The sequence below is a fragment of the Halomicrobium mukohataei DSM 12286 genome (assembly GCF_000023965.1).
In the GTDB taxonomy this organism is placed as follows: Archaea; Halobacteriota; Halobacteria; order Halobacteriales; family Haloarculaceae; genus Halomicrobium; species Halomicrobium mukohataei.
In genome coordinates this window covers 2,348,812-2,372,902 of sequence record NC_013202.1, presented here as the reverse complement: position 1 = coordinate 2,372,902, position 24,091 = coordinate 2,348,812, and the positions used below count along the sequence as shown (strand labels likewise).

Annotated in this window: 28 protein-coding genes; 21 read left to right on the top strand and 7 right to left on the bottom strand. The window is 67.1% G+C overall.

Annotation, left to right across the window (positions count from 1 at the left end; translation table 11 throughout):
- Window positions 1–185 precede the first annotated feature (185 nt).
- The 11 genes from HMUK_RS11945 to HMUK_RS11895 all read left to right on the top strand — a co-directional run bounded on the left by HMUK_RS11945 (window position 186) and on the right by HMUK_RS11895 (window position 11,484).
- Window positions 186–761, top strand: coding sequence for a hypothetical protein (locus HMUK_RS11945; protein WP_015763424.1), 576 nt, complete (start codon window positions 186–188; stop codon window positions 759–761).
- Window positions 758–1,405, top strand: coding sequence for a QcrA and Rieske domain-containing protein (locus HMUK_RS11940; RefSeq protein WP_015763423.1), 648 nt, complete (start codon window positions 758–760; stop codon window positions 1,403–1,405). The genes HMUK_RS11945 and HMUK_RS11940 overlap by 4 nt, the downstream gene beginning before the upstream one ends.
- On the top strand, window positions 1,405–2,799 hold the full coding sequence (locus HMUK_RS11935; protein ID WP_015763422.1) for a cytochrome b: 1,395 nt from the start codon (window positions 1,405–1,407) through the stop codon (window positions 2,797–2,799). The genes HMUK_RS11940 and HMUK_RS11935 overlap by 1 nt, the downstream gene beginning before the upstream one ends.
- Window positions 2,792–2,974, top strand: a complete 183-nt coding sequence (locus tag HMUK_RS11930; protein ID WP_015763421.1) for a hypothetical protein — start codon at window positions 2,792–2,794, stop codon at window positions 2,972–2,974. Before HMUK_RS11935 ends, HMUK_RS11930 begins: the two co-directional genes overlap by 8 nt.
- A complete protein-coding gene (narG, locus tag HMUK_RS11925) occupies window positions 2,967–5,885 on the top strand; it encodes a nitrate reductase subunit alpha (protein ID WP_015763420.1) in 2,919 nt (972 codons plus the stop codon). The genes HMUK_RS11930 and narG overlap by 8 nt, the downstream gene beginning before the upstream one ends.
- Window positions 5,882–6,958, top strand: a complete 1,077-nt coding sequence (gene narH / locus HMUK_RS11920) for a nitrate reductase subunit beta (RefSeq protein WP_015763419.1) — start codon at window positions 5,882–5,884, stop codon at window positions 6,956–6,958. The genes narG and narH overlap by 4 nt, the downstream gene beginning before the upstream one ends.
- 70 nt (window positions 6,959–7,028) lie before the next feature.
- The gene (locus tag HMUK_RS11915; RefSeq protein WP_049940833.1) at window positions 7,029–7,871 is read left to right on the top strand and encodes an ethylbenzene dehydrogenase-related protein; all 843 of its coding nucleotides are present in this window, start codon (window positions 7,029–7,031) and stop codon (window positions 7,869–7,871) included.
- Window positions 7,871–8,545, top strand: coding sequence for a molecular chaperone TorD family protein (locus HMUK_RS11910; protein ID WP_015763417.1), 675 nt, complete (start codon window positions 7,871–7,873; stop codon window positions 8,543–8,545). Before HMUK_RS11915 ends, HMUK_RS11910 begins: the two co-directional genes overlap by 1 nt.
- Window positions 8,542–9,369 (top strand): hypothetical protein, encoded by an 828-nt coding sequence (locus tag HMUK_RS11905; RefSeq protein ID WP_015763416.1) that lies wholly within the window; start codon window positions 8,542–8,544, stop codon window positions 9,367–9,369. Before HMUK_RS11910 ends, HMUK_RS11905 begins: the two co-directional genes overlap by 4 nt.
- Window positions 9,366–10,232 carry a HEAT repeat domain-containing protein gene (locus HMUK_RS11900; RefSeq protein WP_015763415.1) on the top strand — a complete coding sequence of 289 codons (867 nt, stop codon included), beginning with the start codon at window positions 9,366–9,368 and terminating at the stop codon, window positions 10,230–10,232. The genes HMUK_RS11905 and HMUK_RS11900 overlap by 4 nt, the downstream gene beginning before the upstream one ends.
- A gap of 1 nt (window position 10,233) precedes the next feature.
- Window positions 10,234–11,484 carry a P-loop NTPase gene (locus HMUK_RS11895; protein WP_015763414.1) on the top strand — a complete coding sequence of 417 codons (1,251 nt, stop codon included), beginning with the start codon at window positions 10,234–10,236 and terminating at the stop codon, window positions 11,482–11,484.
- A 229-nt stretch (window positions 11,485–11,713) separates the two neighbouring features.
- On the opposite strand, the gene HMUK_RS11890 is transcribed toward HMUK_RS11895, so the two are convergent.
- Both HMUK_RS11890 and HMUK_RS11885 read right to left on the bottom strand, forming a co-directional pair.
- Window positions 11,714–12,007, bottom strand: coding sequence for a hypothetical protein (locus tag HMUK_RS11890; RefSeq protein WP_015763413.1), 294 nt, complete (start codon window positions 12,005–12,007; stop codon window positions 11,714–11,716).
- Window positions 12,008–12,021: 14 nt separating this feature from the next.
- A complete protein-coding gene (locus HMUK_RS11885) occupies window positions 12,022–12,546 on the bottom strand; it encodes a DoxX family protein (protein WP_015763412.1) in 525 nt (174 codons plus the stop codon).
- Window positions 12,547–12,775: 229 nt separating this feature from the next.
- Here HMUK_RS11885 and HMUK_RS11880 point away from each other — a divergent pair, with 229 nt between their 5' ends.
- Window positions 12,776–13,207, top strand: a complete 432-nt coding sequence (locus HMUK_RS11880; protein WP_126967104.1) for a pyridoxamine 5'-phosphate oxidase family protein — start codon at window positions 12,776–12,778, stop codon at window positions 13,205–13,207.
- 189 nt (window positions 13,208–13,396) lie between these two features.
- A complete protein-coding gene (locus HMUK_RS11875; protein WP_049940832.1) occupies window positions 13,397–15,160 on the top strand; it encodes a methyl-accepting chemotaxis protein in 1,764 nt (587 codons plus the stop codon).
- A gap of 9 nt (window positions 15,161–15,169) precedes the next feature.
- On the opposite strand, the gene HMUK_RS11870 is transcribed toward HMUK_RS11875, so the two are convergent.
- Window positions 15,170–15,574 (bottom strand): universal stress protein, encoded by a 405-nt coding sequence (locus HMUK_RS11870; RefSeq protein WP_015763409.1) that lies wholly within the window; start codon window positions 15,572–15,574, stop codon window positions 15,170–15,172.
- Between the two features lie 122 nt (window positions 15,575–15,696).
- On the opposite strand from HMUK_RS11870, the gene HMUK_RS11865 reads away from it, so the two are divergent.
- The 6 genes from HMUK_RS11865 (at window position 15,697) to HMUK_RS11840 (ending at window position 19,127) form a co-directional block, all read left to right on the top strand.
- On the top strand, window positions 15,697–15,936 hold the full coding sequence (locus HMUK_RS11865; RefSeq protein ID WP_015763408.1) for a DUF5816 domain-containing protein: 240 nt from the start codon (window positions 15,697–15,699) through the stop codon (window positions 15,934–15,936).
- Between the two features lie 91 nt (window positions 15,937–16,027).
- Complete coding sequence (locus tag HMUK_RS11860; RefSeq protein ID WP_015763407.1) at window positions 16,028–16,327, top strand: DUF7116 family protein; 300 nt, start codon at window positions 16,028–16,030, stop codon at window positions 16,325–16,327.
- Window positions 16,328–16,599: 272 nt separating this feature from the next.
- A complete protein-coding gene (locus tag HMUK_RS11855; protein ID WP_015763406.1) occupies window positions 16,600–17,529 on the top strand; it encodes a metal-dependent hydrolase in 930 nt (309 codons plus the stop codon).
- Between the two features lie 43 nt (window positions 17,530–17,572).
- Window positions 17,573–18,190: a hypothetical protein gene (locus HMUK_RS11850; protein ID WP_015763405.1), complete on the top strand. Its 618-nt coding sequence runs from the start codon at window positions 17,573–17,575 to the stop codon at window positions 18,188–18,190.
- Window positions 18,187–18,846, top strand: coding sequence for a hypothetical protein (locus HMUK_RS11845; protein WP_015763404.1), 660 nt, complete (start codon window positions 18,187–18,189; stop codon window positions 18,844–18,846). Before HMUK_RS11850 ends, HMUK_RS11845 begins: the two co-directional genes overlap by 4 nt.
- 80 nt (window positions 18,847–18,926) lie before the next feature.
- Window positions 18,927–19,127 carry a dodecin gene (locus HMUK_RS11840; protein ID WP_015763403.1) on the top strand — a complete coding sequence of 67 codons (201 nt, stop codon included), beginning with the start codon at window positions 18,927–18,929 and terminating at the stop codon, window positions 19,125–19,127.
- A 3-nt stretch (window positions 19,128–19,130) separates the two neighbouring features.
- Here HMUK_RS11840 and HMUK_RS11835 read toward each other — a convergent pair whose 3' ends face one another.
- The 3 genes from HMUK_RS11835 to hisD are packed head-to-tail and all read right to left on the bottom strand — an operon-like array spanning window position 19,131 to window position 21,323.
- Window positions 19,131–19,496, bottom strand: a complete 366-nt coding sequence (locus HMUK_RS11835; protein ID WP_015763402.1) for a HesB/IscA family protein — start codon at window positions 19,494–19,496, stop codon at window positions 19,131–19,133.
- A 43-nt stretch (window positions 19,497–19,539) separates the two neighbouring features.
- Window positions 19,540–20,034: a GNAT family N-acetyltransferase gene (locus HMUK_RS11830; protein ID WP_015763401.1), complete on the bottom strand. Its 495-nt coding sequence runs from the start codon at window positions 20,032–20,034 to the stop codon at window positions 19,540–19,542.
- A 14-nt stretch (window positions 20,035–20,048) separates the two neighbouring features.
- Complete coding sequence (gene hisD / locus HMUK_RS11825; protein ID WP_015763400.1) at window positions 20,049–21,323, bottom strand: histidinol dehydrogenase; 1,275 nt, start codon at window positions 21,321–21,323, stop codon at window positions 20,049–20,051.
- 106 nt (window positions 21,324–21,429) lie between these two features.
- Between hisD and HMUK_RS11820 the strand changes: the two genes are divergently transcribed.
- Entirely contained in the window at window positions 21,430–21,624 is a 195-nt protein-coding gene (locus tag HMUK_RS11820) for a heavy-metal-associated domain-containing protein (RefSeq protein ID WP_015763399.1), read from the top strand.
- 9 nt (window positions 21,625–21,633) lie between these two features.
- Here HMUK_RS11820 and HMUK_RS11815 read toward each other — a convergent pair whose 3' ends face one another.
- Window positions 21,634–22,065: a pyridoxamine 5'-phosphate oxidase family protein gene (locus HMUK_RS11815; protein ID WP_015763398.1), complete on the bottom strand. Its 432-nt coding sequence runs from the start codon at window positions 22,063–22,065 to the stop codon at window positions 21,634–21,636.
- A gap of 105 nt (window positions 22,066–22,170) precedes the next feature.
- Between HMUK_RS11815 and HMUK_RS11810 the strand changes: the two genes are divergently transcribed.
- Window positions 22,171–23,997: a bacteriohemerythrin gene (locus tag HMUK_RS11810; RefSeq protein WP_049940831.1), complete on the top strand. Its 1,827-nt coding sequence runs from the start codon at window positions 22,171–22,173 to the stop codon at window positions 23,995–23,997.
- Window positions 23,998–24,091: the final 94 nt, after the last annotated feature.

The following is a 24,091-nucleotide window of genomic DNA, read 5'->3' as shown; positions in this document are numbered from 1 at the left end:
GTGCGGTGTCGGTTTATACGCATCAGCTACCCAGGCGCGAGTATGGAGAGACGTGGCACTGCACAACCAGTATCTGTGCCTGATGGTGGGTCTGAGGAAGGACTAGCACAGCCACCGGCAACTCGTGTACAGCGCGTCCATCGGCGGCGAATAACCGCGGATACGGGAGGGGCGAGGCGACGACGATGAGACGCAACACGACCCTGATCGTGCTGTTGATCGCCGCGGTGTTGCTCCCGATGTGGTACGTCTCGCTACACGGTGAGCCGCCGTCGGAGGAGATCGCGATCGACGAGAGCGTCACCGACATCCGTCCCCTCGATGGTTTCGTCGACACGCCGAACAAGCTGTCGCCCAGTCAGGTCGGCGTGATCGTCTGGGTCGGACTGTTCGGACTGCTGGGGGCGCTGATGGCCGTCCACCGGTTCATGAACGACGCCGTGCGACCCCCGGACGACGCCGAGGCGGTCGCGGACGGCGGGACGGTGTCGTTACCGTGGCTCGAAACCGACGAGCGCTGGATCGTCGAGTACCACGACGCGACCGACGCCATCGAGGGACTGGTCGCGATGGGCGGGCTGACCGTCCTCGCGATCGTGTTCGCCGCGCTGTTTACCGGCGAGTACCTGACGCTGGCTCGAACGCAGTACTTCGGCGTCTACGCCGCCGGTATGTTCCTCTCGCTGGCGCTGTCGACGGTCGCCTACTACGCCTGGTTCATGCCACACATCGAAGTCGCAGAACACAGGGGGCACGAATGATGGACTACCCGAAACCGGACGACGACGGAGACGACGAACAGTGTCCGTGTGCTGGGAGCGCGAGCCAGCCGAGCATCTTCACCGACGACCGCGCACAGCTCCAGCGGCGTGACTTCGCGAAGGTCCTCGCGACGACCGGCGGGCTGACTGCCGTCGCGAGCCTCGCCGCGCCGCTGGCGGGCCTGACACAGGTGTTCGAGCGCGGGTACAGCGGCCCGATCTACTCCGACGGGATCAACCTCGTCGACGGGGACGGCAACCGCGTCACCGAGAGCGCGCTGTCGGCGGGCGAGCAGATGACGGTGTTCCCCGAGCCGCGACCGGGGATCGAGGACGCTCCGACGCTGCTGGTGCGCTTCTCGGAGGACGACTACGGCGGCGACACGAACATGGCCTTCACCGTCGACGGCTACGCCGCCTACTCGAAAGTCTGTACGCACGCGGGCTGTATGGTCTCGAACCGAGAGGGGAACGCGCTCGTCTGCCCGTGTCACTTCGGGAAGTTCGATCCGCTGTCGGGTGCCGCGGTGACCGACGGGCCGCCGGGACGAGCGCTGCCACAGCTCCCGATCACGATGACCAGCGAGGGGGAACTCGTCGCGACCGGAGACTTCGAAGGGACCGTCGGTCCCGGAGGTGAATGATGTCCCGAGCGAAGCAGGTCTACGACTGGTTCGACAGCCGACTCGACCTGGAGAACGGCCAGACGTTCCTCGGGAAGGCGTTCCCGGCCGAGGACTCGTTCCTGCTGGGGGAGGTCGCGGTCTTCTGTTTCCTCCTCTTGATCCTGACCGGCGTGTTCCTCGGCTTCTTCTACGAGCCGTCGACCAGCGCCGTCCAGTACGACGGCAGCGTCGCCCAGTTCCAGGGCGAGGAGATGCCAGAAGCGTTCGTCTCGGTGCTGCACATCACCTACACCGTCCCGTTCGGGATGTTCATCCGGCGGCTCCACCACTGGGCGGCCCACCTGTTCGTGGCCTCGATCGGGCTCCACATGCTCCGGGTGTTCTTCACCGGGGCCTACCGGAACCCCCGGGAACCGAACTGGGTCGTCGGCACCGGGCTGGCCGTGCTGGCGATGGGGGCGGCCTACACCGGCTACGCGCTGCCGTTCGACGAGTTCGCCGCGACGGCGACGGGGATCGGGTACAATCTCACGGTCTCGGTGCCGCTGGTCGGTGACTTCCTCGCCGAGATCGTCTTCGGGGGCGAGTTCCCCACGAGCGCGACGATCCCGCGGCTGTACTTCCTGCACGTGCTCGTGATCCCCCTGCTGATCATGGGGGGGCTGGCCCTGCACATGTTCATCCTGGTTCGCCAGAAACACACCGAGGCACCCCGCGAAGACGACGTCGAGACCGGCCGCGAGGCGATCGACCGGGAGAACGACGACGTGATCGTCGGGCTCCCGGCGGTCCCCAACCAGGCCGCGGTGTCGGCGGTCGTGTTCTTCCTGACGGCCGCGACGCTGTCGCTGCTGGCCGGCCTGCTCCCGGTCCACAACGTCGCCGAGTACGGCCCCAACGACCCCGCAGCGACGCCGGAGCTCATCATGCCGGACTGGTTCCTGATGTGGGTCTACGGCTTCTTGAAGCTGCTTCCGGGCATCGCCATCGACCTCGGCCCGATCCACATCAACAGCGAGTTCCTCGGTGGCATCGTGCTGCCCGGCCTCGTGTTCGCGGCGATCCTGGCCTGGCCCTTTATCGACCGGACGCCGGAAGTTCACTTCACCGCCGATCCGCTGGACCGGCCCTGGCAGACCGCCGTCGGCGTCGCGGCGGTGGCGTTCGTCATGATCGCCTCCATCGCGGGGATGAACAACATCCTCGCGAACCAGGTGCTCGACGTCTCGACCAGCGTCGTCAATCCGATCCTCGCGGCCGCGCTGCTGATCGTGCCGACGCTGTTCGGGATCGCCACGTACCTGCTGTTGCGCGAGGACGATCCCGCGACGCCCCCGGAGACGGACGGTGAAGACGTTGCGGCCGACGGCGGACCAGCGAGGTCGTCCGACGGGGGTGGCGACGATGACTGACGCCGCCACTCTCTCGGAGCGACAGTATCGACTGCTGGACACGGCGAGCAAACTGCTCGGGCTCGGCCTCGTCGCGCTGGGCCTCGAAGCCGGTGGCTCGACGCCGACCGGGTTCGCGCTCGCCGTCGTCGGCGCTCTCTGTGCGATGCTTACGGTGTTTCTGACTCATGAGTGAACACGACATCGACGACGACCGGTGGATGGACAGTTCCGGAATTACCCGACGCGACTTCGTCCGCGGCCTCGGGGCCGCCTCGATCGTCGGCGCGACCGGCCTGTCGTTCGCCGACGAAGAGATGGACGGGCTGCAGGCGGTCGACGATCCGATCGGATCGTACCCCTACCGCGAGTGGGAGGACCTCTACCGCGAGGAGTGGGACTGGGACTCCGTGGCGCGGTCGACCCACAGCGTCAACTGCACCGGCTCCTGTTCGTGGAACGTCTACGTCAAGGACGGGCAGGTCTGGCGCGAGGAACAGGCCGGCGACTACCCCGTGATCGACGAGGACCTCCCAGATCCCAACCCGCGGGGCTGCCAGAAAGGGGCCTGCTACACGGACTACGTCAACGCCGACCAGCGCGTGCTCCACCCGCTGCGCCGCACCGGCGAACGCGGCGAGGGCCAGTGGGAGCGCATCTCCTGGGACGAGGCACTGACGGAGATCGCCGACCACGTCATCGACGAGGTGCAGGCGGGCCGGTACGACGCAATCTCGGGCTTTACGCCGATCCCGGCCATGTCGCCCGTGTCGTTCGCCAGCGGCTCCCGGCTCGTGAACCTGCTGGGCGGCGTGTCCCACAGCTTCTACGACTGGTACTCCGACCTGCCGCCGGGTCAGCCGATCACCTGGGGGACCCAGACGGACAACGCCGAGTCCGCCGACTGGCACAACGCCGACTACATCATCGCCTGGGGGTCGAACATCAACGTCACCCGTATCCCCGACGCCAAGTACTTCCTCGACGCCGGCTACGAGGGAGCGAAACGCGTCGGGATCTTCACCGACTACTCCCAGACCGCGATCCACACCGACGAGTGGCTCGCGCCGGAGGGTGGCACCGACACCGCGCTCGCGCTCGGGATGGCCCAGACGATCGTCGACGAGGAGCTGTACGACGAGTCCCACCTCAAAGAGCAGACCGACATGCCGCTGCTCGTGCGAGAAGACACCGGGAAGTTCCTCCGGGCGGGCGAGGTCGGTCTCGCGGCGGACGCCGACGACCCGGACAAGGTGTTCGTGATGGTCGACGAGGACGGGGAGCTCCGGCCCGCGCCCGGTTCGCTCGGCGAGCGCGACGGCCAGCACGACCCCGAGTCGAGCATCGAACTCGACTTCGACCCCCAGCTGGGCGTCGAGCGGAGCGTCGAGACCGACGACGGCGAGGTGGCGGTCCGGTCGGTCTGGGAGAACCTCCGTGAGGAACTGTCACAGTACACGCCCGCGTTCGTCCACGAGGAGACCGGGGTCGGCGAGAACACCTACCAGCGCGTCGCCCGAGAGTTCGCCGACGCCGACGCGGCCAAGATCATCCACGGCAAGGGCGTCAACGACTGGTACCACAACGACCTGGGGAACCGGGCGATCCAGTTGCTCGTGACCCTGACCGGGAACCTCGGCGAACCCGGCACCGGGCTGGATCACTACGTCGGCCAGGAGAAGATCTGGACGTTCCACGGCTGGAAGACGCTCTCGTTCCCGACCGGCAGCGTGCGGGGCGTGCCGACGACGCTGTGGACCTACTTCCACGCCGGCATCCTCGACAACACCGATCCCGACACCGCCGAGAAGATCCGCGAGTCCATCGACGAGGGCTGGATGCCGGTGTACCCCGAGGAGCGCGAGGACGGGTCCTGGCCGGACCCCTCGACGATGTTCGTCTGGCGTGGCAACTACTTCAACCAGGCCAAGGGCAACGTCGCCGTCGAGGAACAGCTCTGGCCGAAACTGGATCTGGTCGTGGACATCAACTTCCGGATGGACTCGACGGCGATGTACTCCGACATCGTCCTCCCGGCGGCGAGCCACTACGAGAAGCACGACCTGAACATGACCGACATGCACACGTACGTCCACCCGTTCACGCCCGCCGTCGAGCCGCTGGGCGAGGCCAAGTCTGACTGGGAGATCTTCCGCCTGCTGGCCGAGAAGATCCAGGAGCGGGCCCAGGAACGGGGGGTCGAACCGGTCGAGGACCGATCGTTCGACCGCGAGATCGACCTGACGACGATCTACGACGACTACGTGCGCGACTGGGAGACCGGCGAGGAGGGAGCCCTCGAAGACGGCCGCGAGGCCTCCGAGTTCGTCCTCGAACACAGCGAGGAGTCCAACCCCGCAGACAGCGACGAGCAGATCACGTTCGCCGACACCGTCGAGCAGCCCCAGCGTCTCGAAGCGGCGGGGGATCACTGGACCTCCGACATCGAGGACGGAGCACCGTACGTCCCCTGGCAGGACTACGTCCAGGACAAACAGCCCTGGCCCACCTTCACCGGCCGCCAGCAGTACTACGTCGACCACGACTGGTTCCTCGAACTCGGCGAGGAGTTGCCCACGCACAAGGAGGGGCCACAGGACACCGGCGGCGACTACCCCCTCTCCTACAACACGCCCCACAGCCGCTGGTCGATCCACTCGACGTGGCGCGAGAACACGAAGATGCTCCGGCTCCAGCGGGGCGAACCGACGGTCTTCCTCAATCCCGAGGACGCCGAGGAGCGCGGGATCGAGGACGGCGACACCGTCGAGGTGTACAACGACATGGGCAGCGTCGAGGTACAGGCGAAGATCTACCCGTCGGGTGACCCCGGAACGGTCCGGCACTTCTTCTCGTGGGAGAAGTTCCAGTATCCGGGCCGAGACAACTTCAACACGCTCGTCCCGATGTACATGAAGCCCACGCAGCTGGTCCAGTACCCCGAGGACACCGGCGAACACCTCTACTTCTTCCCGAACTACTGGGGTCCGACCGGCGTCAACAGCGACGTGAACGTGGACGTCCGACTGACCGACGGGCAGTCGGGCTCGGGAGACGAGCAGCGCGAGTCTGTCGGTGTGCGCCCCGCAGGAGGTGACGACCAATGAGCTCGAACACCCAGAACGACGGCGAGGACGAGGACACCCTGATCAACGTCGCCGACGGCGTCGACCACCAGGTGGCGATGGTGATGGACCTCAACAAGTGTATCGGCTGCCAGACGTGTACGATCGCCTGCAAGAGCCTCTGGACGGAGGACGGCGGCAGCGAGTACATGTACTGGAACAACGTCGAGACCAAGCCCGGCGAAGGCTACCCGCGAGGCTGGGAGGAGTCGGGTGGCGGCTGGCAGTCCGGGGAACACACGGACCGCCAGACCGGCGAGATCCCCGATCGCGAGGACTACGGCCGGGCCTGGGAGTTCAACCACGAAGAGATCATGTACGAGGGCAGCGACGAGCCGCTGCGCCCCCGCGACGGCGCGGAGTGGGGTCCCAACTGGGACGAGGACGAGGGTGCCGGCGAGTACCCCAACAGCTACTACTTCTACCTCCCGCGGATCTGCAACCACTGTACCCACCCCTCCTGTGTCGAGGCCTGCCCGCGATCGGCGCTGTACAAGCGCGAGGAGGACGGCATCGTCCTCGTCGACCAGGACCGCTGTCGGGGCTACCGCTACTGCGTCGAGGGGTGCCCCTACAAGAAGGTGTACTACAACACCGTCTCGAAGAAATCGGAGAAGTGCATCTTCTGTTACCCCCGCATCGAGGGCGAGGGGCCGGACGGCGAGACGTTCGCGCCCGCCTGTGCCGAGGAGTGTCCCCCTCAGCTCCGGCTGGTGGGCTTTCTCGACGACGAAGACGGACCCATCTACAAGCTCGTCGAGGAGTACGAGGTCGCGCTCCCGCTGCATCCGGAGTTCCAGACCCAGCCCAACGTCTACTACATCCCGCCGTTCGCACCGCCCCAGCACACCGACGAGGGCGAGTCGGTCGACGTGGACCGTATCCCCCGCCAGTACCTTCGAGAGCTGTTCGGCGACCGCGTCGACGAGGCACTGGACACGATCGAACGGGAGCGCCAGCGGGCGAGACAGGGAGCCGACAGCGAACTCATGGAGATCCTCCAGGACAAGAATCCGGCCGAACAGTACCGGTTGGAGGTGTTCGAAGATGACTGACAAAGCACAGCGACGGCAGTCATCTTCGAGCTCGGGAGACGAACACCGCGAAGTCGCCCGGTGTTCGAGGATGACTGACCGCCGGCATCGACGTGCCCTCGTCGCGGCGGTCCTCGTGGCGACGCTGGTGGTCGTTTCGACCGTCGCGACGCCGCTGGCGAGCGCGCGGCCGGCCCACGAGATCCCCGTGGTCGAGCGTCCCGACGGTCCACTCGACGGACCCGACGCCGACGGCTGGGAGGCGGTGCCCGCCAGTGACGTGCCCCTGACCAGCGCGCCGTCGAGCGTGCCAAACGCCGACGACACCACGATAGAGGAGGTGAACGTACAGGCGGCGACGACCGACGACCGGCTCTTCGTCCGTCTGGAGTGGCACGACCAGACCAGAGACGAGAGCGCCAGCGACGTGCGGGCGTTCGCCGACGCCGTCGCCGTGCAGTTCCCGGCCAACCGCAGCGCCCGCCCGCCAATCGCGATGGGCGGACAGGACAACAGGGTCAACGTCTGGTACTGGTCCGGCGACACCGGTACCCAGGAGCTACTGGCGGGCGGTGCCGGCTCGACGACGCCGTTCGACGAGCCGGCGATCGACGCGACGGCCACCCACGAGGGGACCGGCGAGAACGCCACCTGGACCGTCGTCTACTCGCGCCCCCTCGACGCGACCAGCGAGAACCGGACCGCGATCAGCGACGACGGCGACCTCGACGTTGCCTTCGCGGTCTGGAACGGCTCCAACGGCGAGCGCGCCGGACAGAAGGCTGTCAGCGAGTGGTACTACTTCCCGATGAGCGGTGGGCCGGGCGGACCGCCTTACCAGACGCTGCTGTGGACGCTGGCCGGACTCGCGATCGTCGCGGTGACTGCCGTCACCGCGTTCGGCGTCTACCGAGCGGGAGGAGGGCCGAACTGATGGCGACCGTCACCGACGCGCCCGACGATCTCGACGTGGACGCGGCGGCCCGAGCGACGCTGTACCGGACCCTGGCACACGCCTTCCGGCATCCCGACGAGGCGTTCCACGAGGCCGCCACGGAGGGGACACTCGACGCCGACATCGAGGCGTGTGTCGCACAGACGACGCTGGACGTGGCGGCTCCCGACTGCACGACCGACGACGGCTACGAGACCCTGGCGGCCCGATACAACGACATCTTCGAGCTGGGGTACAGCGAGTACACGGACCGGACCGACGGCTCGCTCGACGCACGGGGACCGCCGGTGCCGCTGTACGAGTCGAAGTACCGGCCGGATCGGTCCTGGAACGACGTGAACCTCGATCTGGCACGGGCCTACGACTACTACGGGCTCGCGATCGATCAGGACGATCGAGACAACCACGACGCGCTGGCCTACGAACTGGAGTTCGCGGCGTTTCTCGCCCGCCGTGAGGCCGCCGTCGACGAGAGCGCAGCGGCCGCCCGGCTGGACTTTCACGACCGCCACCTCGGGCATCTCGCGGCCGGCGTCGCCGATCGCCTCGCCGACGAACCCGGCACCGGCGTGTACGGCCGCCTCGGACAGTTCATGGAGCGAGTCGTCCGCGCGGACCGAAACGACCTGGCGGCACGGCTGGAGGGAGCATGACCGCGAGCGAGATCGAGCGGCCCGCCGTCGCGCGTCCGGCCTCGTTCGGGCGACGGACGGTCGCAATCGTCGCGACCACCGTCGTCGCGCTCGCAGTCGGCGCGCGGTTCGCTGCGGCGATCCTCGTCAACGCACCGGCGGCACCGGCGACGCTCCCACGGGAGCCGATCGCGGGCGTGACCACGGGACTGGCCGCACTGGTCGCACTGTGGCTCGGGGCGAGCGAGGACGACCCCCTCGCGGGCGTCGGTCTCCTCTTCGTCGGCGTGTTCGGGCTGCTCGCGGCCGCCGTCGGCCTCGCCACGCCCGCGGCCGTCGCCGTCGCCACGGGGACCGGCGTCGTCGCGGTCGGCTTCCGCCGCCGACTCACCGTCTGGACGGGCGCGGCGACCGCGTTGCTCGTCGCGGCCGTCGCAGTCGCGCTCGCGGCCAGCTTCGGCTGGCCCGAACTCAGACCGATCGGTTCGACGCTCGCGCTGCTCGGCATCGCGGCGACGCCACTGTTCGCTGGCGCTGGCCCGCGGGCGGTCGGGGTCGGCGCGGGCGCGTTCGCCGTCGTAGTGGCCGTCGGCCTCGCGAATCCGTTCGTCGCGGGCGCGACCACCCTCGTCGGCAGCGGCGTCGTGGGCACGTCGCTGGTCGTCGTCGGGCTGGCCGTCGCTGGCGTGGTGACGGCGGCGAGCGTGGCGCTCCGAGAGCAACGCTTCGCCCTGCTTGCCGGCGTCGCGTTGCTCGCCTTCGCTGGCGTGCCGGCGACGCTCCCGCGGGCCGTCCCGTTCGCCCTCGGGATCGCCACGCTGCTCTCGCTGGAGGTGGAGCGATGACCGACGACGAGTTCGAGAAGCACCTCGAAGAGGAGCCGGACCCCCAGCTCGATCCCGAACGGAGCCCCGGCCTCCACGCCGACATCGACGCGCTCGAAGACATCGAAGTGAGCCGTGCCGACGTTACCATCGGCGAGGCGACGCCCGCGGAGCTGGCGGCCGCCGACACCGAGCCGGTGGAGGGCGACGATCCCAGTGAACTACTGGCCGATCTGGCGGCCGACAGCGAGATCGACCGTCGTCGGGCCGCGCTCGCGCTGAAAGACCGGGCGACGACGGAGACGATCGTCGCGGGACTGGCCTACGCCGCGACCAACGACCCGGACGACGACGTGCGCCAGTTCGCCGTCGAGGCACTGACCGCCCACGGGACCGACGCCGGTTCCGGGACGGAGACCGGCGAAGCGGCCGCAGCGGTCGCGGTCGAACTGCTCGACGATCCCGACCCGTGGGTCCGATCGGAGGCCGTCGTGGCGCTCGACAATCTCGACCGCGAGGCCCACGAGTCCGACCTCGAAACGGCACTCGACGACGACCACCACGCCGTCCGCCGGAACGCGGCCATCTCGCTGTTCAAGCTCCGTGGCGAGGCGATGGCCGACCTGTTGCTCGAACAGAGCCGCGACGACAGCGAGCGCGTCCGCGAGTGGGCCGCACACATGCTCGGGGGCGTCGACGAGGACCGGGCCCGCGATCGCCTGCGGGAGCTGACGGACGATCCCGCGACGGTGGTCCGCCAGACGGCCGAGCGCGCCCTGGAAGTCGAGCCGCGTCGCTTCCGCCGCCAGTTCGGCGGCGCGCTGGAAAACGACAGTCGCCTGTTGCCCGGCGAGGACCGCCTCAACAGGATGCCGGATCTCTAAGATGACAGATACGAACACAGACACCGTGACCGATCGCGTCGAAGCGGCGTTGCGTGCGGTTCGCGACCCACAGGCCGACCTCTCCGTGTTCGAGGCCGGCTTCGTCGAGAACGTCGTCGTCGAGGACGCCGACGTGACCATCGAAACGGACATGACCGCACTGGACGGCGACACGGCGAATCAGGTCGTCCAGGCCATGTTACGCGCTGTCGACGACGTGGCCGGCGTCGAAGGCGTCCACGTCGAGCGGACGACACCCTCCAGTGACGACCGGGCGAGCGTCCGGGAGTTCGACCACGTGATCGCCGTCGCCAGCGCGAAGGGCGGCGTCGGCAAGTCGACGACGGCGACCTACCTCGCCTGTGCGCTGGCGGCCGACGACGACGTGGCGCTGTTCGACGCCGACATCCACGGCCCGAACGTGCCGGAACTGCTCGACGTGAGCGGACCGGTCCAGTCCAGCGAGGAGGGCGATCCTCTCCCCGTGTCGGTCGGCGGGCTGGACGTGATGAGCGTCGGCCTGATGGAGTCGGGCGCGCCGCTGGCCTGGCGAGGCGCGATGGCCCACGACGCGCTGGACGACCTCTTTACGAACACCGCGTGGCGCAACGACGACGTGCTCGTGATCGACCTCCCGCCGGGGACCGGCGACGTAGTGCTGACGACGCTCCAGGAAGTTCCCGTCGACGGCGTCGTCGTCGTCACCACGCCGTTCCACGCCAGCGTCAGCGACACGAGTCGCACCGTCGAACTGTTCCGGGACAACGACGTGCCAGTCCTCGGGACCGTCGTCAACATGGCCGAGTACGTCTGTGACTGCTGTGGCGAGCCAAACGACCTCTTCCCAGAGGAAGCGGTCGGGGACCTCGACGCGGCGGTCCTCGCCGAACTCCCCTTCACTCACGACCTGCAAGGGACGCCGACGCCCGGCGACGTGCCAGCGCCCGTGGCCGATCTCGCCAGCGAAGTCGACGCCGCGATCGCGACCGCCGGCGAGGTCGACGTACCGGACGCCGCCGTCGACATCCGCGGCCTCGCGCCGGAAGAACGGAAAGCCCGAGTCCGCGAGCGATTCACCGCGCTCGACGGCGGCGAGCCGTTCGTCCTCGTCAGTGACCGGGACCCGACGCCGGTGGGGAACTTCCTCGGCCGCCTGGCCGACGCTCCACGGGCGGCGTTCGACCCCTTCGAAGTGCGCCGAGCGACCCCCGACGACTGGGTACTGGCGACGATCAGGCCCTCTGGGGAGTAGCCACCGCTCTGTTCGTTCCCCTTCTCAGGCGGCCAGCGAGACCATCGCCGTGGAGTCTACCGTCCGGCGACACTGCCGGCGGTCACAGTCAGAGCGGCGCTGTCAGTCGCGAGGAATCAGTTCGACGGCAGCGAAACGAAGCGGAGACCCATACTGCCGGCTGTCCGTCTGTACAGCATTTCGCGACCCCGCGGTCGCGAATATCTCGAAACGGCGACAGCCGGCCGTATCAGTCGGCGGGCATCTCGGCGCGGTCGGCGGCGTCGGTGGCCATCGGCGTGACGAGCTTGTAGGCACCCCAGACGGCCAGCACGAGCAGCGCGGCGATGACGATCCCGGTTCGCAGCGTCGGGTCGATCAGCGGCGTCGCGATCACTTCACCGGCGTCGTTGGTCAGCGCGGTCGGGCTGTAGGGTTTGCCCGCCAGCAGTTCCAGCACGCCCATGACGACGATACCCAGCACGAACAGGGCACCGCTCAGTCCCAGCGCGATGCGGTCGACGATCGTTGTGGTGTCAGTCATTGTCGGTCACCTCGTTAGCCGAGGATATAGCGCAGTTTCGGGTGGCGTTTCACCAGCTTCGTCTGCTCGACGATGGCGTCGAGGCCGTAGTACCGGCCCGCGCCCAGCACGATCACGGTCAGGAACAACAGCAGCCCCATCAGGTCGCTGTTGACCAGGCCGTGGCCGAACTCGGCGTTGCCGATCCAGAACAGGGTCATGAAGATGACCCCGCCGATGGACGCCAGCCGCGTCAGCAGGCCGGCCATCAGCGCCAGCCCGATCAGCGTCTCGAACAGCGGGACGCCGGGCGCGATCAACCACGCCAGGTTGTTGCCCATCCAGACCGGGATCGGCCCCAGGGCCGTGCCCGTCATCTCCTGCATGTACATCGGCCCGTAGCTGTAGGCCAGCCCGTCCTCGACGAGCTTGGTCACGCCCGCGTGGAAGAACCACCAGCCCGTGATGACCCGCAGCAGGGCCAGCCAGTAGCTCGTCAGCGGCCCGTCTAACTCGAGCTCGAAGTCCGTCGCCAGTGGGTTCGCCGTGTTGGTTGCCATAATCTCTCCCTCACATGTGCGAGTTGGCGTTGATACGGGATATAAACAGCACCGCGTTCTCAGCCGACGAGAACTACTGGTGTGGACAGGCGGTCGCCAGAGCGAGTGAAACCGCACGGAAGCGCACAATTATCGGTGAGCAATAATCGACAGTTCACTTATCGGAGAGAGCGACGAACCCACAGTTGTGAGATGTATGACAGACCTCGAATCACTCGGTGTACGACCGATGGACGACGAATCGATTCGAGCGTTTCTGCGGAGTCGCGGTGTCGGCGTCCTCGGACTTCCGACGGACGGCCCACCGTACCTGCTCCCGATGTCGTTCGGCTCCGACGGCGAGGGAACGCTGTACTTCACGTACGTTGCGGGCGACCACAGCGAGAAGCGGGCGCTAACGGAGCGAGCGACGGCGGCCAGTTTCCTGGTCTTCGATGCGCCGTCGCCGTTCTCCTGGCGCAGTGTCGTCGTCCGCGGGCCGATCGAGCGAGTGCCAGAGGATGAGTGGGACAGTCTCGGGGACGAGCTATCCGACGGGTGGCGACCGGCGGCGTTCGAGGCGGCAGTGACCGAGGGCGAGATCTCCGTCTATCGACTCGACATCGAACGACAGGATGGTTTCGAGCAGAGTAGTCTTCCGCCGGGCTACGCCCACGAGTAGCGTCCGCTCGCTGGATCATCGTGGTCCGGCGACGCCCCGGCGCGTCTGGGCGGGTAGTATCGATTGTAATATCCAAATTTCGTGCGAAAACCACGGAGACTGGCGGTAAATCGATCCCAAGAGATGTTTTCAATAATTGAGAACGACCCGATCCTTTGACCTTCGTCGTGGTCGATGTCTCGCACACCTATGCTCTCGACGCTCGTCGGTTGGTACAAGCGCCAGATACGCAGGTCGCTGACACTCGTCGGTGTCGACAAGTCCCTGGAACGAAAGATCATCGCTGCCGTCGCGATTCAGTTCGGTGTCTCGCTGACGCTCGTCGTCGTCTCGCTGTTTCTCTCGGGGATCACGCAGTTCGCGCTGACGATCGCTCTGTTGCTCGGTGCCGTGCTCGTCTTCGTGAACACGATCTTCATCACGAGAGAGGACATCGTCGGCCCCATCACGACGCTGGCAGACCGCGCGGACGCGATCGCCAGCGGGACCGTCGACATCGACGTACCGGACAGCGACCAGCCCGACGAGATCGGGACGCTCGTGTCCTCGTTCTCGCGCGTTCACGGCTACTTCGACACCGTCTCCCGGCAGGCGGACGCCCTCGCTCGCCAGGAGTTCGACGCGGCTGCACTGGACGAAGAAGTGCCCGGAGAGATGGGCGAGTCGCTCGATCACATGGCGGACAATCTGGAGCAGTACACCGACGAGCTCCAGCAGATGACCGACCGGCTCGAACGACGGTCGGAGAATCTCCAGCGGCTCGTCGAGACGTTCGGAGCGGCGGCCGAGCGAGCGGAGGCCGGAGATCTGACGGCGCGAATCGACGCCGACGAGATCGACGGCGACGAGGCGGTGTTCGACGAGGTCGTCACCAACTACAACGATCTGATCTCGAACCTCGACCAGACGGTCGGTGACGTGACCGACTTCGCCGCGTCGGTCGCGACGGCGAGTGATCGCGTCGACGAGAACATGAACGAGGTCGACAGGGCGAGCGAGGAGATCGCGGCGTCCGTCGACGAGATCTCGACCGGCGCGACCAGACAGACCGAGCGCCACGAGGACGTGGCACGGGAGATGAGCAAGCTCTCGGCGACCGTCGAAGAGATCGCAGCGACGGCAGACGAGGCCGCACAGACTGCCAGAGACGCCGCAGAGCGCGGAGAGAACGGTCGAGAAGACGCGATCGAGGCGCTGGACGAACTCGACGAACTGGAGTCGAAGATCGACCACATCGCGACCGCGGTCGCGGACCTCGGAGAGCAGATCGCCGCGGTCGAGGAGATCGTCGACGTGATCACCGAGATCGCCGAGCAGACGAACATGCTGGCACTGAACGCCTCGATCGAGGCCGCACGGGCCGACGGAACCGGCGACGGGTTCGCAGTGGTCGCCGACGAGGTGAAGGCCCTGGCCGAGGAAACGCGCGCGTCGGCCGACGAGATCGCTACGCTGGTCGAGTCGGTGAGCGAGGAAGCCGACGAGACGGTCACCGAGGTCAGAGCGATGGACGAACAGGTAGCGAGCTCGACGACGACGATCGCGGCGGCGCTCCGAGACTTCGAGGAGCTCGTCACCGTCGTCGGCGAAGTCGACGACTCGATGCAGGAGATCTCCGACGCGACCGGCGAGCAGGCGAAGACGACCGAAGAGGTCGCCAAGGTGGTCGACGATCTGACCGCGGTGAGCGAACAGACCCGCGACGAGGCCGAGCAGGCCTCGGCGGCCACTCAGCAACAGACCGAGACCGTCGAGACCGTCTCGGAGGACATCGGGACCGTCGCGGACCGCGCCGACGAACTGCTCGGAATGTTGCGCTCGTTCGAGACGGAGACGACGGCCCAACAGTCCGGCAACGCACGCTCTCCCGCGGTCGCGGACGGTGGCCGTCCCGAAGCAGAGACAGAGGACCGATCCCCGACGGAGAACGGCGGAAAGCCCGCGGATCGGTAGCCCGGCGAGTCACTCGATCGGTGCGGTGACGATCTCGCAGTCGAGTTCGTGCCGGAGGAAGTCTCCCACGTCGGTCTCGTCGGTGAGCCGCCGAACCATCGATCGCCAGCGACCGGCCTGTTTGCGTCCGATCACGACGAGATCCGCGTTCAGGCTGACGACCTCTTCGAGGATGGTCTCCTCGACGAGGAGGCCAGACGCGACGGCGTATCGGGTCCGTGGCAGTCGTCCGAACTCAGACTGGACTGCGTCGCGCAGTTCCGCCCGCGTGACGCGGCGACCGTTCTGGTAGAGGTTGACGTGCAGGACCGTCAGGTCGGCGTCGCGTTCCTCGGCGACGCGAATCGCCGTCTCCAGAGTCGTTCGCGAGTGCCCGGACAGCGGGTACCTGACCGGGACGACGACGAGAGTCATGTCGTGGTGGGTAGCACGCTCGCTCGTACAAGTGTTGTGCTCTGCTACGGAGTCGCGTCGCCGTTGCCCGGGTAACCCACGGGAAGACAACGTCTATACCCCTGCCGCGTCCACCACTCTCCATGGAACGACACGACAGTCCGGACGGGCAGGTGCTGTTCGTGAACCGGTCGGAGTCGGAGATCGGTTCGAAGGGGCCGTTCTACCTGGTGTACAGCGACGACGAGGGGACGACGCGCTGGGGATACTTCTGTTCGAACTGCGAGAGCGTCGACAACGCGATGGACGCGATGGGACGGGTGCAGTGCAACGAGTGTAGCAACGTTCGCAAGCCCGACCAGTGGGACGCCGCCCACGAGTGAGCGCCTGACCGCAGACGGCCGACGACCGAATACTGTCGGACATCCTGACGGTCAAAATACTTAAGACGTGTGCCGTGGTATCGATTGTCAGATGGCGGCCGTAACCACCTCGCTGGCCGATCAGGCTTCGTCGATTTTCGCAGACCTCGGCTACTCAGTGTCGCGTACAGACGGCGAACTACGAGCGGAGCGCAAGTGGCGCGTCGTCCGCGTCACGTGTTCCGAACCCTCGACGATCCCGACAGACGGGCGTCACCGGTGTTTCGTCACCGAGATGGAGGACGCGGTGACCACCTACCGCCGGCTCTCCGTCGAGAGCCCGTCGTACGACTGGGCCGTCCTCGGCGTCGACGACGACGGCGAGTACGCGGTGTATCGACCCTCTGCCTGATACGGATTGTTGTAGATCTTTACCGGATCGACCGCACGCTGTCTTGCGGTTGAACGGGTAAACGGCTACAATAATCCGTATGAGACGGAACGTTGTAGTTCCGTCTCGGATCCGCCGGACGGAGTCGTAGAGTCGGAGCAGAAGCGACTACGACCGTCCGTACGAGCCTCGACGGGGGCAACTGCCCGCCCGGCACGACGACCGGCCGGTGCCGAGAGTCGTGTTATCACGGGCGCGAGACACTTATACGCGCTCGCGGTCAAACACAGCGTATGTTCGTTGGCCACGGCGTCGCGGCGTTCGCGCTGGTCGGAGCCGTGGCGCTGTCTCGCGAGATCGACAGCCACCGGGCGCTCCAGTTAGCGATCGTCGCCGGCCTGTTCGCGACGCTCCCGGATATCGACATCCTCTACGGGCCGCTGGGACTGCTCAACGGCGTCTCCGGTGTGTTCGATGCGACCGACGCGTTCTGGTCGACGGGGAACGTCGTCCATCGCGGTCCGACCCACTCGCTGGTGTTCGCCGGCACCGCAGCGGCCGCGTTCTCGCTGTGGCGTCGGTCGAGCGCGGGCCGCGTCGTCGCTGCCACCGTGCTGGTCGGTCTGTCGGCCGTTGCGACGGCGACCGGCGGCTCCGTGGCCGGCGCGGTCACGGTGCTGTTCGGGATCGGTGGGCTCGTGATCACCCAGTTCGCCGCTCGTCGCGGGCTCTCCTCTGGTGCCGTGCTCGCGACGGCGCTCGTGGGACTCGTCACACACCCCTTTGGCGACCTGTTCACCGGCGAGCCGCCGGTGTTTCTGTACCCGTTCGACGTACCGGTCGTCACGGAGCGAGTCGCGCTCGCGGCCGATCCGACCCTGCACCTGCTTGGCGCGTTCGGGATCGAGCTGGCGACCCTCTGGCTCGGGCTCGTGGTCTACTTGCGCCTGACCGGTCGGGCGAGTCGACCACAGATCGACCGCAAAGCCGTGCTCGGGCTCTCGTATGCCGGTGCGGCGGTCGCGCTGCCGGCCCCGACGCTGGAAGCGTCGTACCAGTTCGTGTTCACGATCCTGGCGTTCGGAGTGATCGGGGCCACCCAGCGCCAACTGCTGAGTAGACAGCTTCGGGCGGTCGACTGGCCCAGAGCGTGCGCGACGGGACTGGGCGCGGTGACGGCGGCTGCGCTCTCGTATCTGGTCGTCTACCTCGCGGTGCTGTGAACGGTCGACACTGTTTCAACCGCGGACGACATGGGTGCCAAATATGAGTAGCGATATCGGGCGGCTCCTCCGCCACCAGCGAACGAACGCCGTACTCTCATGGCTGTTGATCGGGTTGCTCGTGATCGCGGTCGCGACGAGCGTCTGGCGCGACCGGCTCTGGTGGGCGGCCTTCGCGCTGGCCGTCGTCGCGCTGGCGGTACTGCCACCCGTCCGCTTTCAGAGCTGGCAGACGACGCTCCCGTGGGAAGTGACGGGTCTCGCCGCCCTCCCGGTGCTCGGGCGGGCCTACGCGACGGTCCCGGTGACCGGACAGGTCGCGACGTATCTCTCCGTCGCGGCGATCTCGCTGGTCGTCGTGGTGGAACTGCACCTCTTTACCCCGGTCCGGATGACGGACGGCTTCGCCGTCGCCTTCGTCGTCGTCACGACGCTTGCGATGGCGGGTGTCTGGGCCGTCGTTCGGTGGTCGGCAGATATCCTGTTCGGGACGACGCTGCTGTTGAAGCGCGGCGTCCCCGAGGCGGAGATCGAACACGCGCTGATGGTCGAGTTCGTCGCGTCGACGGTCGCCGGTGTCGCTGCCGGTCTGATCTTCGCGTTCTACGTGCGCCGGCAGGTCGAGGCGACCGACCGTCTCCCGACAGAGGTGACGCGATGAGACTCAGAGACCGAATCGGCGTCTCGACGCCGACACAGCGGCGGCTCACGCGCCTCATGCAGCTGTCGCTGATCGGGATGCTCTTTGTCGGCATCGAACGCGGTTCGACCGGGATCATCGTCAACACCGGAATCGGTCTGCTGGTCGCCCAGCTGCCGGCCGTCCTCGAACGGGACTACGAGATCCCGCTCGACGCCGGACTGACGCTGTGGATCACCGGTGCCGTCTGGCTTCACGCGCTGGGCACGGTCGGCCTCCCCGGCGCAGAGGCGAACTTCTACGCGACGATCTGGTGGTGGGATCATCTCACGCACGCCCTCTCGTCGTCGATCGTCGCCGCGGCGGGGTACACGACGGTGCGGTCGCTCGACCAGCACAGCGACGGGATCCACATTCCGCCGCGGTTCATGTTCGTGTTCATCCTCCTGTTCGTGCTCGCGTTCGGCGTCTTCTGGGAGGTCATCGAGTTCGCCGTCAGCACGGCCGCGGCGATGATGGGAACCGGAACCGTCCTCACGCAGTACGGACTGGGGGACACGATGCTGGATCTCGTCTTCGACACGATCGGTGCCGTCCTCGTCGCAGTGTGGGGAACGGCGTACCTCACCGACGTGGTCGGCATCCTCTCGGAGACGCTGAACACGCGGTCGGCCTGACACTGCCGGCCGTCCTTGCGTGCTGTCCCCGATACCGGGGTGGTCCCGATCTTTATCACTGGTGGCTGTGAACGAGGAACATGGTCTTCAAAAAGATCACGCTGATCGGGACCAGTGCCGAGAGCTTCGACGACGCCGTCGACGACGCCGTCGGCCGCGCGGAAGCGACGCTGGACAATCTCAAGTGGGCGGAAGTCGAGGAAATGGGCGTCGAGATCGCAGGCGTCGAGGGCCGGGAATACCAGGCCGAAGTCGAGGTGGCCTTCGAGCTAGAGGAGTGACGATCAGGTCCGGAACGACTCGCCACACCCACACTCGCTCTCGACGTTGGGGTTGCGAACGTGGAACCCTTCGCCCTGTAGACCTCCCTCGAAGTCCAGCACGGAGCCCTCGATGTAGTTGAGGCTGGACTGGTCGATGAACACGCGGAGGCCGTGGTGTTCGTACACCTGGTCGTCGGGCTCGGGCTCGTGCTCGAAGCGCATGCCGTACGACAGCCCGGCACAGCCGCCCTGTTGGACGAACAGCCGAAGCCCCGCCTCGTCGACGTCCATCTGTTCGCCCTCCATGAGATCGACGGCCTCCGCAGCCGCCGGCTCGGTCACGTCGATACCTGTCCCCCCAGGGTCCGCGTCTACGGTGCTGCTCATACGGATACAGTCGCTCCCGAACGTGTTAACAGTGACGCCGGGATCACAGCGGCTTGCGATAGACGTGCTCCTCGACCACAGTCGGACCGAAGGTCGTCGTCTCCGTGGTGACGTACTCGAACCCCTGTCGCTCGTAGAAGCCGATGGCCCGCTCGTTGCCGGCCAGAACGGTGAGCCAGAGCGATTCCGCCGACAGTCGGCGGTCGACGGCGGCGAGCAGTTCGGTGCCGATGCCGTTGCCCCACAGCAGCGGCTCGACGTAGAGTCGCGAGAGATAGTACGTCTCGGATTGGTCGTCCGGTTCGACGTTGGCGTAGCCACGAACGCGGCCGCCGCGACGTGCGACGAGGAACAGGCTGTCGGGATCGGTGATCTGCTCGCGGAGTCGTTCGGTCGCGTACCACTGGTCGACGACGGCGTCGAGCAGCTGTTCGTCGACCAGCCCGGCGTAGGCCGCGTGGAAGCTCCAGTCGGCGACCCGCTGGATCGCGGGGAGGTCCTGGATCGTCGCTCGCTCGATCGGTGTCGCGACCGTCATCTGGGAGTGGGCGCTCAGGCGTCGTCGAATCGCTTGCGGACGCTCTCTGCGTGGGCTTCGAGCCCCTCGGCCTCCGCGAGCGTGGTGATCGTCGACTCGATGTCGGCCAGTGACTCCTCGGAGAGGCGCTGTACGGTCGTCGAGCGCAGGAACGAGTCCACGGAGAGTCCGCCGGTGACGCGCGCGTGGCCGCCCGTCGGTAGCACGTGGTTCGGTCCGCTGGCGTAGTCACCGGCGGCCACGGCGCTGTGGGGGCCGAGAAACGCCGACCCGGCCGAGGGGATGCGGTCGAGTATCGACTCGTCGTCCTCGGCGACGATCGAGAGGTGCTCCGCCGCGTACTCTTCGGCGAACAGCACCGCCTCGCTCATCGACCGCGCGAGGAAGACCCCGGAGGCCGCGCTGTCGAGGGCCCCGCGAATCACGGCCTCGCGGTCGCGCGCGTCGGCCTGGCTGTCGACGGCCGCTGCGACGGCCTCCGCGAGCTCCTCGTCGTCGGTCACGGCGACGACGGAGGCGTTCTCGTCGTGTTCGGCCTGGGCGACGAGATCGGCGGCGACCAGTTCCGGGTCGGCGCTCTCGTCGGCGACGACCATGATCTCGGAGGGGCCGGCGAGGAAATCGATCGCCACGTCGCCCCGGACGATCGACTTGGCGGCGGTCACCCACCGGTTGCCCGGCCCGACGACCTTGTCGACGGCGTCGACGGACTCGGTCCCGTAGGCGAGTGCGGCGATCGCCTGCGCGCCGCCGGCCTGGTACACCACGTCCGCACCGGCGACGTGGATGGCCGCGAGCGTCACCGGGTTGATCTCCTCGGCGGGCGGGGTCGCGACGGCGACGTGTTCGACACCGGCGACTTTCGCCGGGATAACGCCCATCAGCGCGCTGGAGGGGTACGCTGCGGTCCCGCCGGGGACGTACGCACCGGCGCTCTCGATCGGGCGATATCGACGACCGAGTTCGCGCCCCTCGAAGGAGTCGCGCCAGTCGGTCGGCAACTGTGCCTCGTGGAACGCTCTGACGTTTTCGGCGGCGTCCTCGATGGCCGACAGTGTCGCCGCATCGATCTCCTCGACGGCGCGTTCGGCGTCGTCGGTGATGTCGACGTTACCGACGGTGACGCCGTCGAACTCTTCGGCGAACTCCCGCAGCGCAACGTCGCCCTCTTTTCGGACCCGATCGACGATCTCCTGCACGTCGTCGCGGACCTCGTCGACGCCGGCATCGCGCTCGAACAGCGCGCGGCGCTCGTCCGGACCGAGGTCTCCGACGCGTCGTACGTTCATACCCGTCGTTCGGACCGCACGGAAAAACGGTTTGCCATCCACGGCCCGCCGCGGGCGGGGACCGAGGCGCAACCCGAATAAACGAGCCGTCCCTACGGGCGAACGTATGACGACACTGTCCGTCGAAGGAATGTCCTGCGAGCACTGTGAACAGACGGTCGAAGAGGCTCTCGAAGCCGTCAGTGGCGTCACTGACGCCAGCGCCGACCACGAAGACGAGCGTGCCAGCGTCGAGGGTGACGCCGACGTGGCGGCCCTGGTCGAAGCAGTCGAGCAAGCGGGCTACTCGGCCCAGACGTAGGCTCGTCGTTCAGTTGATCGGAAACGACCGACCGCTCCACTCCTCGATCTGTAGTTCGTAGGGCGTCACGCTCGCCGAATCTCCCCAGACGACGGGGTTCGGTGCAGAGCGCGTCCGCTTTGCCAGTGTCGCGAAGGCCGTCTCGACTGCCTCGTAGCTCGTTTCGACCAGTTTCCCTCTGACCACTGCGCTGCGCCAGGTGTCTCGCGGCTCGGTCTCTTCGAAGACGGTGATCGACACGTACGGGTGTCGCTCCAGCGCCCGGTGTTTCTCACTGTCCGTCCCGCCTTCGAGCTGGAGAGCCAAGACGTCGGCGTCCGCGTCGTACCCGAAGGCGACGGGGATGGCGTAGGGATAGCGACCGGTCTCGCCAAAGGCGAGGACGCCGATACCGTTCGCCGCGAGGACCTCGGCGATCGCTTCGTCGGTGAGTTGACGCATCGCTGTCTGCGTGATCGACCGATTCCCTGTTGTGCGTGTCGCTCTGTTTTCATCCGCCGAGAACTGGAGGGGGTGCTTTTGAGGATGGTGGAGCCAGCCCAGAGTATGCAACTAGAGTCCGAGGACGCGTTCGCCCGGTGGGACGACGAGCGCTACAGCACACAGATCGACCGCTTCGACGAACAGCACAAGCGGCTGTTCGGCCTGCTGAACGATCTCCACACGGCCATGGACGAGGGCCACTCACAGGACGAGATCGGTGACATCCTCCGAGAGCTCGAACGGTACACCGAGTACCACTTCGGCGACGAGGAAGAGTTCATGCAAGACTGTGGCTACGCGATGGACTGTGCCGACTGTTTCTACGACCACCGAGAGATGCACGAGGAGTTCGCGTCGACGGTCAGCGACTTTCGCGAACGTCACGAGGACGGCGAGTACGTCACGATGGAGGTCCTCACCTTCCTCCGGGACTGGCTCGACAGCCACATCGCCGCGGGTGACGAAGACCAGCGCTACAGCGAGTACTACCAGACGGACGTCGACGAGACCTACGAGTACACGCCCGGAACGCTCCGGCAGCGTCGCCGCTCGGAGTCACCCCCCGAGACGACCGACGACCAGCCGACGACGACGGTCTCCGTGGAAGAAGCGGTCTTAGACGGCGGCGAGCTGTCCGTTCCCGCCGGCCCGATCGCGTCGTGGTTCGAACAGGTGGCGACGACACACGGAGACCGTGTGGCTACGGTCGAACACGGCGGCGACGAGCGGACGGAACGGAGCTTCGAGTCGCTGTACGAGCGTGCGACGACGGTCGCTGGCGGGCTACTGGAGACGGAGCTCACGCCGGGCGACCGGCTGGCGATCGACCTCGAATCGAACGGCGAGTCGCTGCTCTTCGACCTCGCCAGCCACCTCGCCGGGCTCGTCTCTGTTCCGCTGTATCCCTCGTTCGACGACGAACAGCTGCGATCGATCGTCACGACCGCCGACATCGACGGGTTCGCGTCACCCGATGACCCGCCTTCGGCCGTCGAGCGGGCAGTCGACGTGGTCGTCGACACGGAGCCGCTGCCAGCGTCGCCACAGCGCTCCCTGCCGGGGTTGAATCGCCGCGGGACCGATCTCGCGACGATCGTCTATCAGGTCCCCGCAGACGACGAGCCGACCGGCGTCGCGTTGACCCACCGGAACCTCCGGGCGGCCATCGCGGCACTGAGCGACGCGCTCCCACTGGACCCCGGTGCGACGGGGACCGCGCTCCTGCCGGTCGCACACGTCTACCAGCGCGTCGGGGCCTACTACCTCTGGGACGCCGGGGCCACCGTCGCGTACACCGACCGGGCCAGCAGTGTCGAGGCACTGCCGGCACTCGGCCCGGAGGTACTGATCGGCGTCCCCAAGCTGTACCAGCAGCTGTACGGCGAGCTTCAGGACCGGATCGGCACCTTCGGCTGGGCCAAGCGCAAGGTCGCCGGGAGCGTCACCGGGTACGGGCGCGACGTGATCGACGGCAGCGGCACGCCGCTGAAGTACGCGGCAGCGGAACGACTGGCCTACCGGCCGCTGCGCCAGGAGTTCGGGCTCGACGATCTGACCTACGCACTGTCGAGCACCGGTCGCCTCGACGATCACCTCCTCGATTTCTTCCACGGCCTCGGTGTCCCCCTGTGTGAACTGTCCGGGACCACCGAGACGAGCGCCGTCGGAACGATCAACGGCCCCGACGACTTCGAGCGCGACAGTGTCGGGGAGGCACTGCCCGGCGTTACCGTCGGGCTCTCGGCCGACAGCGACGTCCTGATCGACGGTCCGACAGTCATGGACAGGTACTGCAACGATCCCGAGGCGACCGAGCGGGCAGTACACGACGGCTGGTTCCGCATCGACGACGGCTCGGTCGAAGGCAGTGATCTCGGGCTCCAGAAGTGATACTGCCGGCTGTAACTTCGTGAAGATCTTCGCCACCCCGGGGTGGCGAAATCGTTCACAGATTCACAGCCGATAGTATGAACGACGCCCCGAC

Coding starts and splice junctions, on each gene's coding strand:
- HMUK_RS11945 (WP_015763424.1), top strand. CDS start 186: ATGAGACGCAACACGACCCTGATCGTGCTGTTGATCGCCGCGGTGTTG.
- HMUK_RS11940 (WP_015763423.1), top strand. CDS start 758: ATGATGGACTACCCGAAACCGGACGACGACGGAGACGACGAACAGTGT.
- HMUK_RS11935 (WP_015763422.1), top strand. CDS start 1,405: ATGTCCCGAGCGAAGCAGGTCTACGACTGGTTCGACAGCCGACTCGAC.
- HMUK_RS11930 (WP_015763421.1), top strand. CDS start 2,792: ATGACTGACGCCGCCACTCTCTCGGAGCGACAGTATCGACTGCTGGAC.
- narG (WP_015763420.1), top strand. CDS start 2,967: ATGAGTGAACACGACATCGACGACGACCGGTGGATGGACAGTTCCGGA.
- narH (WP_015763419.1), top strand. CDS start 5,882: ATGAGCTCGAACACCCAGAACGACGGCGAGGACGAGGACACCCTGATC.
- HMUK_RS11915 (WP_049940833.1), top strand. CDS start 7,029: ATGACTGACCGCCGGCATCGACGTGCCCTCGTCGCGGCGGTCCTCGTG.
- HMUK_RS11910 (WP_015763417.1), top strand. CDS start 7,871: ATGGCGACCGTCACCGACGCGCCCGACGATCTCGACGTGGACGCGGCG.
- HMUK_RS11905 (WP_015763416.1), top strand. CDS start 8,542: ATGACCGCGAGCGAGATCGAGCGGCCCGCCGTCGCGCGTCCGGCCTCG.
- HMUK_RS11900 (WP_015763415.1), top strand. CDS start 9,366: ATGACCGACGACGAGTTCGAGAAGCACCTCGAAGAGGAGCCGGACCCC.
- HMUK_RS11895 (WP_015763414.1), top strand. CDS start 10,234: ATGACAGATACGAACACAGACACCGTGACCGATCGCGTCGAAGCGGCG.
- HMUK_RS11890 (WP_015763413.1), bottom strand. CDS start 12,007: ATGACTGACACCACAACGATCGTCGACCGCATCGCGCTGGGACTGAGC.
- HMUK_RS11885 (WP_015763412.1), bottom strand. CDS start 12,546: ATGGCAACCAACACGGCGAACCCACTGGCGACGGACTTCGAGCTCGAG.
- HMUK_RS11880 (WP_126967104.1), top strand. CDS start 12,776: ATGGACGACGAATCGATTCGAGCGTTTCTGCGGAGTCGCGGTGTCGGC.
- HMUK_RS11875 (WP_049940832.1), top strand. CDS start 13,397: ATGCTCTCGACGCTCGTCGGTTGGTACAAGCGCCAGATACGCAGGTCG.
- HMUK_RS11870 (WP_015763409.1), bottom strand. CDS start 15,574: ATGACTCTCGTCGTCGTCCCGGTCAGGTACCCGCTGTCCGGGCACTCG.
- HMUK_RS11865 (WP_015763408.1), top strand. CDS start 15,697: ATGGAACGACACGACAGTCCGGACGGGCAGGTGCTGTTCGTGAACCGG.
- HMUK_RS11860 (WP_015763407.1), top strand. CDS start 16,028: ATGGCGGCCGTAACCACCTCGCTGGCCGATCAGGCTTCGTCGATTTTC.
- HMUK_RS11855 (WP_015763406.1), top strand. CDS start 16,600: ATGTTCGTTGGCCACGGCGTCGCGGCGTTCGCGCTGGTCGGAGCCGTG.
- HMUK_RS11850 (WP_015763405.1), top strand. CDS start 17,573: ATGAGTAGCGATATCGGGCGGCTCCTCCGCCACCAGCGAACGAACGCC.
- HMUK_RS11845 (WP_015763404.1), top strand. CDS start 18,187: ATGAGACTCAGAGACCGAATCGGCGTCTCGACGCCGACACAGCGGCGG.
- HMUK_RS11840 (WP_015763403.1), top strand. CDS start 18,927: ATGGTCTTCAAAAAGATCACGCTGATCGGGACCAGTGCCGAGAGCTTC.
- HMUK_RS11835 (WP_015763402.1), bottom strand. CDS start 19,496: ATGAGCAGCACCGTAGACGCGGACCCTGGGGGGACAGGTATCGACGTG.
- HMUK_RS11830 (WP_015763401.1), bottom strand. CDS start 20,034: ATGACGGTCGCGACACCGATCGAGCGAGCGACGATCCAGGACCTCCCC.
- hisD (WP_015763400.1), bottom strand. CDS start 21,323: ATGAACGTACGACGCGTCGGAGACCTCGGTCCGGACGAGCGCCGCGCG.
- HMUK_RS11820 (WP_015763399.1), top strand. CDS start 21,430: ATGACGACACTGTCCGTCGAAGGAATGTCCTGCGAGCACTGTGAACAG.
- HMUK_RS11815 (WP_015763398.1), bottom strand. CDS start 22,065: ATGCGTCAACTCACCGACGAAGCGATCGCCGAGGTCCTCGCGGCGAAC.
- HMUK_RS11810 (WP_049940831.1), top strand. CDS start 22,171: ATGCAACTAGAGTCCGAGGACGCGTTCGCCCGGTGGGACGACGAGCGC.